Genomic DNA, 12656 nt, shown 5'->3' with positions numbered 1-12656 from the left:
AGCTGATTATTGTAACAAAGCATCTTCTGTGATTTGGCGGATATCAAATGGGGAGCGGTTACCTTCCTCAATGATGTCGGGGAGAATATGTTCGAGGAAATAGTGTACACAGTGGAGGTCAATATTTTTGATTTTGATCAGGGCATATCGGTACATCACGATAAATTCCTTTTCTGTATTGCCACGCTGCAGTTCAGCAAACGCTTCGTATACCTGATCCATTTTGTCTGCCACTTCCAGAATAAGTCCTTCGACAGAATTGTCTTTGCCTTCACGCAGCTGTCTACGGAAAATCGGCTGGAACTCTTCAGGAATATTTTCGTTAATAAAATGCTCAACCATGCCTTCTTCTACCTGCTGTAGCATCGAACGAAGCTCCAGTGAATAATGTTTAACCGGCGTTTTGATATCACCGATGAAGATTTCACCATAATCATGACTGCTGGTGATTTCGTAAAGCTTCTTCCAATCGATGGCGACCCCATGCTGTTCCTCAATATCGGCCAGTGTTTTGGCATACTGCACGACTTTCCAGGAGTGGGCGGATACGCTGTGTTCCTCGAACTTGAATTTCCCCGGCGTACGAATAATGCGTTCGAGATCGTTGAGTGATCTAAAGTACGTATGAATTCCCATATAAGTAATCATCCTTTGTTGGTTGGGTATGAACCGACTATACACCAGTGATGTTAACACAGGATTAACGCCGTATGAGGTAAAGGTAAAATCAGTTCACATATTAGTCTGCCCATAGATCCCATCGTAATTACACGGTGTGGAGTAAGTAAATTAAGAAATGCGAACTATTGTTCTTATATTGTTTTCGTTGTAAAATCTGGAGTGGGCAGTTTATGTTCCCTATTTCTTCGAAAGGAAGTTTTTGCACCATGATGGGAAGATCCCACCTGATTATCGGGACCACTGTATCCCTCTCTGTTCTGCAATTGGCCGGCATGTCCGTGACTGCACCGGCGGTTACCGTGGCCCTGATCGGTTCGCTCCTACCAGACATTGATGAGCCCAATTCACTATTGGTATCCAAGGCGTTGCCGAACAGCCTCATTCGGCTGTTACAGACAATTCTGCTGCCTGTCGCCGTATTTGTGTACTTCTATGTTCAGGCAAAACCATGGAATCTGCTGCTCGCGATTCTGATTGCGATGGTATCTTTCCTGCCATCCCGTTCCCTGCGCAAAGTGTTGATGTTTGCAATCGGATTGGGACTTGTATTCTATGGGCATGCATTCGCACCATGGAATCTAATTGCTGGCAGTCTGTTAATGCTGTGTACCACCTTAACCCACAGGGGATTGACACACACATTATATGGAACCGCCGTATGGACTGGGTTGCTCTACAGTACAACTCATTTGCAGGGGCCTGAGATCTGGGTAACTGGAGGCACAGCCTATGTCATGCATCTATTGGCAGATTCGTTGACGAATCGCGGCATTCGTCCATTGCCACCACTCAAGTGGCGTATAAGAATCAATCTCATGAGTACGGGCACGAAACATGGTGCCGTTGTGGAAAATGTGTGCATTGTGCTGGCTCTTATTTTGGCCTGGATTGCATTCTCCCCTTTATTTCTGTAAACCAAATCATGCCAGCTTCTGCTTATGCAGAGGCTGGCATTTTGCAATTCATCACTACATCTTAATTTCCCCTTCATCTTTAGGACGGATTTCGTGTTCTAAACATCAAAAAAGATGCCCTGAAAATCAGGGCATCTTTTATAGAAAAAGTTACGCGTTTCCGATAATCGTGTTCAGTGTTGTCTGATCCAGACCCTTCACCAGTTTCACGAGCAACTCTTTTGCCGCATCATAGTCATCCGTATGAATGATGGAAGAAGAAGTATGAATGTAACGGGCGCAGATGCCAATTACCGTTGAAGGCACACCGATACCGCTCAAATGAACCGCTCCGGCATCCGTACCGCCAGGAGAGATGAAATATTGCATTTTGATCTGATTTGTTGATGCTGTGTCCTGAACATATTCAACAATACCGCGATGGGTGAACATGCCCGGGTCGAAGATACGTAGTAAAGCGCCTTGTCCAATATGTCCGAATGATTGTTTGTCTCCTGTCATATCATTCGCGGCACTGCAGTCCAGTGCAAAGAAAATATCCGGTTCAATCAGATTGGCAGCCGTGCGTGCACCACGAAGTCCCAATTCTTCTTGGACTGTTGCACCGCAATAAAGGGTGTTTGGCAATTTTTCTTTATGCAATGCTTCAACTAGCTCAAGTGCAAGTCCTACGCCGTAACGGTTATCCCATGCTTTTGCCATAATTTTCTTCGGATTAGCCATCGGAGTGAACTCACAGATCGGCACGATCTGCATGCCCGGGTGAATGCCCCAAGACTCTGCTTCTGCACGGTTATCCGCACCAATATCCAAGTACATATGGTTAAGATCAACCGGTTTATTACGCTGGGATTCATCGAGTAGATGAGTAGGTGTTGAACCAACAACCCCTGTAATCCGGCGATCCGGAGTGATGAGTTCCAGACGTTGAGACAGCACAGCCTGACTCCACCATCCACCGAGTGGGCGGAATTTGATCATGCCTGTTTCCGTAATGCCTGTGGTCATGAAACCAACTTCGTCGAAGTGACCTGCAACCATGACTTTGGGTCCGGACTCCTCTCCCCGCAATACGCCAAAGAGGCTGCCCAAGCGATCCTGGACAAATTCATCCGTATAAGGAGACATTTGTTCTTTCATCCATCCGCGAAGCTCGCGTTCAAACCCGGAAACGGAAGGGAATTCCGTTAACGTGCGAAACATTTCCAACGTTTTTTGATTCATGTGTCGACAACTCCTCTGCTTGTATGTAGATCAGGTCTCAGCAGAACGGCTGCCGGACTGTTGTCCTTCGGAAGAGAAGAACGTTTTATTTAACCACTGGTCACACTACAGTATGAACCTTGCGCAAGTAATTGTCCATGGTTATGTCACGTATCTCAGGCATGAATGGTTGCTCGTTTAATGTTTCATCGGGCCATAAAATCCGCACCAAGCACAGTCGCCAAGCAGCTGCATTGAATATGCATATAGTAAGGAACCGTTTTGCTTAACCAGTATTCCATAAGGTATTTAATGACCCACTAATTTCACTTGCCTCACAACAGGAAGGAGCTGGGACAATAGATGACGCCACCCGATGAAGGCAATGAAACCATCCTTTGTATCGTCCTTTTTATTTTGCTCGTGATCATTCTGCTTTATTTATAAATTTCACAGACCTCTGATCCGGCGCTGAGCGACTCATCTCATTCGGCAGCTTAATCGTGCTGGAAACATATGCTGTCTTTCGCCGGATACATAACTTTCCCAACCTTAACAAACAATGAATACAGGATTACACACAGTACATGCAGTCACATCTGTTGACTTATTTTCATTTCAAGGGAGGTTCTGTATCTTGCCAGCTCAAACTAAGGGTAGTAGTAAAAAATCATCATCATCCCTGTCCATCAGTGAACAGGAATATAAAAAAGTCGCCAAAAAACATGAGCCTGCCCGTCCAATCTGGACGAACTGTATTAAGGCATTCTTCGTCGGCGGATTCATCTGCGTCATTGGACAGGCTATCCAGGAAGCGTTTATGGCCGGGTTTGACATGACATCGAAAGAAGCTGCCAGTCCAACCGTTGCGGTCATGATCCTCATTTCAGTCATCCTGACTTGCCTCGGTGTCTACGATAAAATGGCACAATGGGCGGGTGCTGGAACGGCTGTCCCTGTCACCGGGTTTGCCAACTCCATGTGTTCGGCAGCACTGGAGCATCGCGCCGAGGGACTGGTGCTTGGGGTTGGTGCCAACATGTTCAAGCTGGCAGGCTCAGTTATCGTGTTTGGTGTCGTTGCTGCCTTCATCGTGGGGATTGTATATGCCATCCTCGGCTTCGGAGGTGGACATCTATGAAACGCCTGGGCCAACAAACCTGGCAATTTGAGAACCGTCCACGGATTATCGGCAGATCGGCAGTCGTAGGACCGGATGAAGGCAAAGGGCCTCTAACATCAGATTTTGATTATGTATATGACAATTTGGAGATTGGGGAGAAAACCTGGGAAAAGGCAGAGCGCAAGCTTCTTGAACAGGCTTCCCAAATGGCATTAATCAATGCGAATATCACAAAAGAAGAGCTTCAGTTCTTTGTTGGTGGAGATCTGATGAATCAGATTATAAGTAGTTCCTTTTCTGCCCGCAAGTTGGGTGTACCCTATCTGGGGGTATTTGGTGCCTGTTCAACGTCGATGGAAACGTTGGCTCTCGCCTCACTCATTGTGGACTCGGGTGCAGGGGATTATGTACTCGCGGGTACGGTGAGTCACAACTGTACGGTGGAAAAGCAATTTCGTTATCCAACGGAATATGGTTCCCAGAAGCCTCCATATGCGCAGTATACGGTCACCGGTTCTGGCTGTGGTGTGGTTTCTCGTACTGGCGAAGGTCCTGTAGTTACCAAAGCGACTATTGGCCGAATTATGGATATGGGCATCAAAGATCCGTTTAACATGGGATCCGCGATGGCGCCTGCGGCAGCGGATACTATCGTTTCCCATTTTCGGGATACAGGGTTGGAACCCGGTTATTATGATCTCATTGTGACAGGCGATCTGGCATCCGTGGGACTTCCCATTACCAAAGAATTGCTGCAAAAAGAGGGTATTCCCATGGAACAGACGGTTTTCAATGACTGCGGATTGATGATTTATGATCGGGAGAAGCAGCCTTACGTTGTCGCTGGAGGCAGTGGCTGTGGATGTTCTGCAACGGTGACTTACGGTCACATTTTGAACCGGATGCAAAAGGGTGAACTCAATAAGGTATTAGTGGTCGCTACCGGTGCATTGTTGTCTCCACTTTCATATCAGCAGGGCGAGAGCATTCCTTGTATTGCGCATGCCGTAGCCATAGAAAAGGAGGGATAAAGGATGCAGTTTTTATGGGCATTTATTGTTGGCGGGTTGATATGTGTCGTGGGACAACTTCTGATGGATGGTGTCAAACTGACTCCTGCACATACGATGAGTACACTTGTTGTGGCTGGTGCGGTTGCGGATGCGTTTGGGCTGTATGATCCACTCGTCAAATTTGCAGGGGCAGGAGCTTCCATCCCCATTACCAGTTTTGGTAACTCCCTCGTGCACGGGGCATTGACGGAACTGGAGAAAGAGGGATGGATCGGTGTCATTACGGGGATATTCGATTTGACCGCGGCGGGTATTTCCTCAGCGATTATCTTTTCTTTTCTCGCGGCATTGGTGGTTCGGCCGAAAGGGTAACAGAGCATGGCAGAGCTAGCCATTATATATGGAATCAGCAGAGGCTTCGGATAACTTCTATCCGAGCCTCTTTTTGTCGTAATCATGCGATAACTGCGGTGAATCTGACGGCTGGAAACAAATTATGAGTTCCTTCGAGTGTACTCGCGCCCTTGGATCATGTACAATAAAAGGAAATCTGTATGCTTTTTTAGGAGGTTAGACCATATGCCTGTGCGCAAAGAGTCGATCCAAATCATATCAGCAGTTCGTTCTAATCTGGAATCATGCATAATGGGGAAATCCTTTGAAATTCAACTTTTGCTCACAGCTTTGCTTGCAGGCGGACACGTTCTGATTGAAGACGTACCAGGAACAGGCAAGACGCAGTTGGTTAAAGCGTTATCGAAATCCATGCGCGGAGAGTACCGCCGCATTCAATGTAATCCTGATATTTTACCAAGTGACATCACGGGGGTATCCGTGTTCCATCCACGTGACGAGCGCTTTTACTTCCGTCCGGGTCCGGTCATGACCAACATTTTGCTGGCAGACGAGATTAACCGGGCAACTACGAAAACGCAGTCCGCTTTGCTGGAAGTCATGGAAGAGCGCAGTGTGACGGTAGATGGCGATACGTATGATCTGCCTCATCCATTTATGCTCTGTGCAACCCAGAATCCAATCGATTTTGAAGGAACGTACACATTGCCGGAAGCGCAATTGGACCGGTTTATGTTGAAAATAAGTCTGGGTTATCCCGACAAGGATATCGAGAAAACGTTGCTGAAGCAGCATCAGTCGGGTCAGCCTGTTGATCGGCTTGAATCCGTAACCCATATGGATCAGATATCAGCCATTCAACAGGAAATCAAGGAAGTATTCATCGGTGATCCGGTCATGGATTATCTGCTTGATGTGGTTCGCAAAACTCGCTCCCACCCATCCGTACTGCTGGGCGCCAGCCCGCGGGCAGCCATTTCATTTATGATGGCCGTGAAGGCTTTTGCCTTTTTGCAGGAACGTGACTACGTGCTTCCGGATGACGTGAAAACGATGGCACCTTATGTCATCTCCCATCGGATCGTGCTGCGTCCCGAATCGAGACTGGACAGCATGAGCTCCGAGGCTGTATTAAAATCCGTACTTCAACAGGTTCGAGTGCCCGTCTCCATGGGGCAATAATTGATGAAGCCGCTTTTGAGTACAGTCAGAAGGGGAATACGCCACCCCCGCGTATGGAGCATCGCGGCGGTGTGGATGTGCTGTTTGGCTTATGTTTTGTTCCAGGGCGGGAAGACCTCCCTGATGCTGCTGTCGATGGTGACTCTGATTTGTATTTACCTTGCGATTGCTGGTTTTAGCGGTGTACGTCGTACTCATGGCGTGCGCAAGCTCTCTTCTGGTCAGGATCATGAAGAGCTGCTGCATGCCGGTGACCAGGTACAGGTGCAGTTAAGTCTGAACATCCCGGGATTTCTGCCACTTCCTTATGTGGTTGTGCGCGAAATGCTGCATCGGCATAACGGCGAATCCTGGTCTTTCAAAGAAAGCCTCATTCCGAGCATGCGAGGGTATGGTGAATTGTCTTTTCAAACCCCGCCGCTGGAGCGGGGAAAGTATGTCTTTTCCGAAACGGAATGTGCCAGCGAGGACATCTTTGGTCTGATCGAGCATCGGGGAACGTTCAAAGCCAAAGGGGAATTCCGGGTGTTGCCGCGCACGGTATTTATCCCGTACTGGCAGCTATATGATCGCAAATCACGGTTATCCGGTCCACAGACGGCCTTGACCCGCTCGCGCAGGGAAACGACCCAGATTAACGGCGTGCGTGACTACGTTTATGGCGACCGACTTTCCCGCATTCACTGGAATGCAACGGCAAAGACGGGAACGTGGAAGTCCAAGGAATTTGAACATGAGTCGGTTCCGAAAACGATTCTGGTGCTGGATGCGCTGTCAGGCAGCTATGAACATGGTGAGGCCTTTGAACTGGCTGTGTCCACGGCTGCCTCGCTGCTGGAGTATGGAACTAGAGAACGAATGGGTATGGGGCTGCTGACACTGTCGGAGAAGACATCATTTTTTGCTCCCAGTGAAAGTCCGATGGAGCGGCAGAAGATGATTCATCATCTGGTAGATATCCAATATAACGGCCAAGAGAATCGGCTGCTGCCCGGTGTTGAGAAGATGTCACGTCAGTTTCCTCAAGGCGCGTATTTTGTAGTGATTTCTCCCCAGAAGGATGAAAAAGTTCTCGAACTGCTCCGATGGGCCGACACACGAGGGATGACCCCTTGTCATATTCTGATTGAACCCACTGATTCCCGCCGGAGTTCCGAGTGGAATGCGATGCTGCGTGGAAGAGGTACAAGATCCTTTACCGTTTCCCATTTGCAGGAGCTTCCAACGGTTATGGGGGGAGGTAGTGTATGAGTACTAAAGGCAAAGAGCTGACAGTGGGGAGAAGATCCTGGTATCATGCGGCTTCGTTACTCTGGATTTTCCTGATTGGCATGCAGTGGATATCATTCACACAGGAATCCTGGTATACCGAGACCACTTCATTGGTGCTGTGGACGCTCGCAGCGGTCAGTATTCTGGAAGTGATTCTGCCTTTCAAAATAATGATACGAACCATAATCAAGGCGGTTGTCCTTGTATATATTTTGCATAAGACATTAATCGATTACACCGTTTATATTCCTTACGGCACGTTAATGGAGCGTACAGAGCAATTTGTGCTGCACCTGGCACCTTACATCTGGTTCTCCCTGTGCGCGTGGGTGATGCTTGAAGCTGCCCTGCGCCTGGTGACTACAACGCGCCGAATTCTCGTTTTTCTGGGCGTTAACATTATCTCGATGGGAATTCTCGACTCCTTTACCCAGTTTCCACTCTGGATTGAAATCGCCTGGGTTATGTTTGCAGGAATGGGATGGCTGGTATGTCAGCACTTCCGTAATTTCCAACTGCAATATCCACAAGGGTGGAAGCGAATTATCCGACATCCCTACAAAATTCTGGCCAACATTGCCATCATATTCTCTTTGATTATCGTAGCCAGTGTGAATATGCCGGAAGTTCCTCCTACCTTGACGGATCCTTATACCGCGTGGCGTAACTACACCGGAAGTTCGGGGAGTCAGACAGGCAACGGCACACTGGACATTCCGACAGCTACCGAGTCAGGGTACAGCAGGGAAGACAACCAGCTTGGCGGAGGGTTTAACTTCGACTATACACCTGTCATGTCTGTCACTACCAATGAGCGCAGTTACTGGCGTGGTGAGACGCGGGCAGAGTATACGGGAACAGGCTGGGATGATCGCGGACGAGGTGCGACAGAGGATGTTGAGGCGGGACAAGCACTGGAGAATGATGAACCCGGAAATGTAACCACCAAGCAAGTCACTCAGAAAGTGACGATGTTGAATGATAACGTGTATCCGATCCTCTTTGGAGCCTATTCCATCTCGAAAGTCACATCTGTCAATGGTGAGGCAAATTCAGACCGGATGTTATGGAATCCAGAGCAGGCAGAACTTCATGTCGTAACAGACCGTCAGCAACCGCAATATCCAAAGACGTATACGATTGTATCGGAAGCGCCAGTTATTGTGGAAGATGAACTTCGTACCAAATCTTTTGATGATCTGTATACGAGCAATCCGGCAGATGATATGTACCTGCAGCTGCCATCCAGATTCCCAGATCGGGTGACGGACCTGGCCACTGAAATTACAGCATCGGCAAATACGCCGTATGAAAAAGTGGCATTACTGCAAAACTATTTACAACAAAATTTTGATTACACAAACAATCCGGATTTATCCCGAAAAGTAAGCAGTGACTTTGTTGAAGGATTTTTGTTTGACATTCGTGAAGGGTATTGTGATTATTTCTCGACTGCACTGGTTATGATGGCGCGCTCCGAAGGGATCCCCGCTCGTTGGGTGAAAGGGTACGCACCTGGACAGCTTTCGCTGAATTCAGACATGCAGGCTCCCCGCCAACCTGGGGCTGAGATCGAGACAACTTACACTGTAACGAATGCAGACGCGCATTCTTGGGCTGAAGTTTATTTTGGCGAGTATGGATGGATTCCGGTTGAAGCGACGCCGGGCTTTGACATGCCGTTGCTCACGGAACAACCGGATGTACAGCCGGTAGATGAGCCTGAAGAACAACCTGAAGAGGAACCGGTAAAAGAGGAAGAGCAGACTCCTGCGCCTGAGCAGGCTTCATCCAGCATCCCGACTTTTGTAATCTGGGTTGCGGGAGCCATCATCGTATTGTGGGTGGCTTATATGTTCTGGCGAAATCGCCTCTCGCTTCGATTCTTCGTGCTTCGTCTGCGGACAGGTGGACCGTTAACCCCTGAACAAAAGGTAGTGGCAGAGACCGAACGCTGGATACGTTATGCGAAGCGCAAAGGATTGACCCGAAGCGGGGATGAGACACTTCGTGAATCGGTAACCCGCTGGAGCCAGCTGAAACCAGCTGCAGCAGCGACATTGCATGAACTCTTAGCGAAGTTTGAACAGACTCGCTATAGTCCAGCGTCTGTAACTGCAGACGATTGGAAGGCCGTCTATCAGACTGCTTCGAAGCTGCGTAAGGAACTTAAAGCGGAACGGGCGTAATGTCGCCCGTCCCGTTTTTCCTTTTTTCCTATACCGTGAGGCGCTGTATGCATTTTCAGGAAAGACGGATTTGTGATATAGTGTGTCGTATGAAACTGAGGTGACTTCTTTGTTTGAAATGTTAATGCCCAAGCTGCGTGTAGACACGGTTTTTGACATTAATCTGGAAGAGCTATACGCTCAAGGCTACCGTGGAATTATAACTGATCTGGACAATACACTCGTTGGGGCGAAAGCTCCTGATGCCACGCCCGAACTGATTGAGTGGTTCGCACGTGTCAAAGAGGCTGGTTTCCAGCTCATGATTGTGTCCAATAACAATTTGAATCGTGTATCCCTGTTTGCGACGCCACTGGATATCCAGTTTGTGCATAGTGCACGCAAACCATCGAATGTTCCGTTTCGTAGAGCAATGAAGATGATGGAGTTAACTCCTGAAAAAACGATTGTGGTAGGCGATCAGATGCTTACAGATGTCTATGGAGGGAATCGACTGGGACTCTATACGGTTCTGGTATTGCCGATCTCCATTGGAGATGAAGGCTTCATGACCCGCTTCAATCGGCGCGTGGAACGGATTGCTCTAACGAGTTTGCGCAAGAAAGGCTTATGGCTTGAGGAGGAAAAGAAGAAATGACAGAACCGCATAACGGCAATATTGCCGTAAGGTGCAGCGGATGCGGAGTGCATCTGCAAACGGAAAACCCGGAATTACCAGGATTCATCCCCGAAAAAGCGTTGGATCGTGAACCCGTCATTTGCCAGCGTTGTTTCCGTATTAAAAATTACAATGAGTCATCATCCGTTACAGTGGATCAGGACGAGTTCTTGGCCCTGCTCAGCAAAATCGGGGATAAGGATGCACTTGTCATCCATATCGTTGATCTGTTTGACTTTGATGGCAGTATCATCTCTGGTTTGCAGCGTTTTGTAGGCAACAATCCGGTATTGCTAGCCGTGAACAAAACGGACTTACTTCCTAAAGTAACCAACTGGAACAAGGTTCGCAACTGGGTGCAAAAACAGGCCAAAGAACAAGGTTTGCGCACCGTGGATGTCGTTCTGTGCAGTGCGAAGCAAAATCAGGGCTTCGACCGACTGCTTGAGCTTGTCGGGACGTATCGCGGAGATCGTGACGTATATGTGGTTGGTGGTACCAATGTGGGCAAATCCACACTGATTAACCGTCTGATTCGTGATTACAGTGATCTCGAGCAGGAACTCACGACATCCCGTTATCCGGGGACGACGCTGGATATGGTTAATATTCCACTCGACGATGGAAAAGCTATTATTGATACACCGGGAATTGTATACCCTTGGCGTTTCAGTGAGATTGTATCCCGTAAAGATCTGGCTGCCATTATGCCAGAAAAACCGCTTAAACCGGCCGTTTATCAATTGAATTCTGGTCAGACGCTGTTCTTCGGCGGCATGGCTCGTTTTGACTTTGTAGAGGGAGATCGTCAGTCCTTCACTTGTTTTATCAGCACTGCGCTTGATATTCACCGGACGAAGCTGGAACGTGCAGACGACTTGTATCGTGACCATCTGGGTGAGTTGCTGTCTCCACCAACACGTGAAGATGCAGCAGATATGCCTGAATGGACCAGACATGAGTTCCGAATCAAACGTGGTAGTCAGTCGGATGTATTCATTTCCGGACTGGGCTGGATTAAGGTTAACGGTGAGAATGGGGCGCTTGTAGCTGTTCATGCTCCAAAAGGTATTCGTGTACTGATCCGCCCATCCTTGATCTAATGTAATTACAGCAGCATTTTCACCAGATCGGAGGCGGAAGTATGTCGGAACAGAAAAAAACAAATCCTTCACTCCCTGTCCTGCTTGGCGTTATGGGTGATCCCATTGCACATTCCAAATCGCCTGCTATGCATAATGCGGCTCTGCAGGCTGCAGGAGTGAATGGAATGTATATGCCACTGCATGTTCGTCCCGAGCAGCTGGAATCAGCCATTCGAGGCATTGTGGCGCTGGGGTATCGTGGTGTGAATGTAACCATTCCGCACAAAGAACAGGTCATGCAGTATCTTGATGTCATTGATGAAAGTGCACGCATGATTGGCGCGGTGAACACCATTGTCAATGAAGAAGGCAAGCTGACAGGGTATAATACGGATGGCATCGGTTATGTGCGTTCCTTGAAGGAAGAAGCTGTTCCTGAACTCGCAGGCAAACGTATCGCTGTACTGGGGGCTGGCGGAGCAGCGAGAGGTGTGATATACGCCCTTGCTTTGGAAAAGCCTGAACAGATTAGTATTCTTAACCGTACTGCCGACAGAGCCGTAGCCCTTGCTTCCGATCTGCGGGCTCATGGACTGGGCGACATCACGGGTAGTGGAATGGAAGAGGCTGCTGCGGTACTGGCTTCGGCTGATATCGTGATTAACACGACAGCAGCAGGCATGCATCCGCATGTAGATGACGTACCTGTTGACCCTGCACTCATTCGAGCAGGTGCAGCAGTAAGCGACCTTATCTACAATCCGCTGGAAACACGCCTGCTTCGCGAGTCAAGGCAGCGTGGATGTACTGTGCATGGTGGTCTTGGTATGTTTATATACCAAGGTGCGGTAGCATTCGAGCACTGGCTCGGCATCCCGGCTCCCGTGGAGACGATGCGGCGAGCTGTGTTAGACAGTTTTTGATATTGTAAAATGAAAACAAGATTACACGATGACTAAGAGTGCAGAACCAATCTGAAGAA

The 12656-nt window shown here is 48.5% G+C and carries 12 protein-coding genes; 10 read left to right on the top strand and 2 right to left on the bottom strand.

What is annotated here, in order from left to right; translation table 11 throughout:
* Positions 1-6: 6 nt before the first annotated feature.
* Positions 7-636 (bottom strand): YfbR-like 5'-deoxynucleotidase, encoded by a 630-nt coding sequence (locus tag BLS14_RS19505; RefSeq protein WP_063567261.1) that lies wholly within the window; start codon positions 634-636, stop codon positions 7-9.
* Positions 637-887: 251 nt separating this feature from the next.
* On the opposite strand from BLS14_RS19505, the gene BLS14_RS19500 reads away from it, so the two are divergent.
* Positions 888-1595 carry a metal-dependent hydrolase gene (locus tag BLS14_RS19500; protein ID WP_090953507.1) on the top strand — a complete coding sequence of 236 codons (708 nt, stop codon included), beginning with the start codon at positions 888-890 and terminating at the stop codon, positions 1593-1595.
* Between the two features lie 150 nt (positions 1596-1745).
* On the opposite strand, the gene BLS14_RS19495 is transcribed toward BLS14_RS19500, so the two are convergent.
* The gene (locus BLS14_RS19495; RefSeq protein WP_063567263.1) at positions 1746-2819 is read right to left on the bottom strand and encodes a M42 family metallopeptidase; all 1074 of its coding nucleotides are present in this window, start codon (positions 2817-2819) and stop codon (positions 1746-1748) included.
* A 616-nt stretch (positions 2820-3435) separates the two neighbouring features.
* On the opposite strand from BLS14_RS19495, the gene spoVAC reads away from it, so the two are divergent.
* The 9 genes from spoVAC (at position 3436) to aroE (ending at position 12597) form a co-directional block, all read left to right on the top strand.
* On the top strand, positions 3436-3939 hold the full coding sequence (spoVAC, locus tag BLS14_RS19490) for a stage V sporulation protein AC (protein WP_063567264.1): 504 nt from the start codon (positions 3436-3438) through the stop codon (positions 3937-3939).
* Complete coding sequence (gene spoVAD / locus BLS14_RS19485) at positions 3936-4952, top strand: stage V sporulation protein AD (RefSeq protein ID WP_063567265.1); 1017 nt, start codon at positions 3936-3938, stop codon at positions 4950-4952. The genes spoVAC and spoVAD overlap by 4 nt, the downstream gene beginning before the upstream one ends.
* A gap of 3 nt (positions 4953-4955) precedes the next feature.
* On the top strand, positions 4956-5306 hold the full coding sequence (gene spoVAE / locus BLS14_RS19480) for a stage V sporulation protein AE (protein WP_053781314.1): 351 nt from the start codon (positions 4956-4958) through the stop codon (positions 5304-5306).
* Between the two features lie 207 nt (positions 5307-5513).
* On the top strand, positions 5514-6470 hold the full coding sequence (locus BLS14_RS19475; RefSeq protein ID WP_063567266.1) for an AAA family ATPase: 957 nt from the start codon (positions 5514-5516) through the stop codon (positions 6468-6470).
* A gap of 15 nt (positions 6471-6485) precedes the next feature.
* Positions 6486-7721, top strand: a complete 1236-nt coding sequence (locus BLS14_RS19470; protein WP_063567300.1) for a DUF58 domain-containing protein — start codon at positions 6486-6488, stop codon at positions 7719-7721.
* Entirely contained in the window at positions 7718-9931 is a 2214-nt protein-coding gene (locus tag BLS14_RS19465) for a transglutaminase TgpA family protein (protein WP_090953505.1), read from the top strand. The genes BLS14_RS19470 and BLS14_RS19465 overlap by 4 nt, the downstream gene beginning before the upstream one ends.
* A gap of 109 nt (positions 9932-10040) precedes the next feature.
* On the top strand, positions 10041-10568 hold the full coding sequence (locus BLS14_RS19460) for a YqeG family HAD IIIA-type phosphatase (RefSeq protein WP_064636329.1): 528 nt from the start codon (positions 10041-10043) through the stop codon (positions 10566-10568).
* Positions 10565-11692, top strand: a complete 1128-nt coding sequence (gene yqeH / locus BLS14_RS19455; RefSeq protein ID WP_024628522.1) for a ribosome biogenesis GTPase YqeH — start codon at positions 10565-10567, stop codon at positions 11690-11692. Before BLS14_RS19460 ends, yqeH begins: the two co-directional genes overlap by 4 nt.
* A gap of 41 nt (positions 11693-11733) precedes the next feature.
* On the top strand, positions 11734-12597 hold the full coding sequence (aroE, locus tag BLS14_RS19450; protein WP_090953503.1) for a shikimate dehydrogenase: 864 nt from the start codon (positions 11734-11736) through the stop codon (positions 12595-12597).
* Positions 12598-12656: the final 59 nt, after the last annotated feature.

The sequence above is a fragment of the Paenibacillus sp. OK060 genome, assembly GCF_900101205.1.
Classification (GTDB): domain Bacteria; phylum Bacillota; class Bacilli; order Paenibacillales; family Paenibacillaceae; genus Paenibacillus; species Paenibacillus marchantiae.
This window is presented reverse-complemented; position numbering and strand designations above follow the sequence as displayed.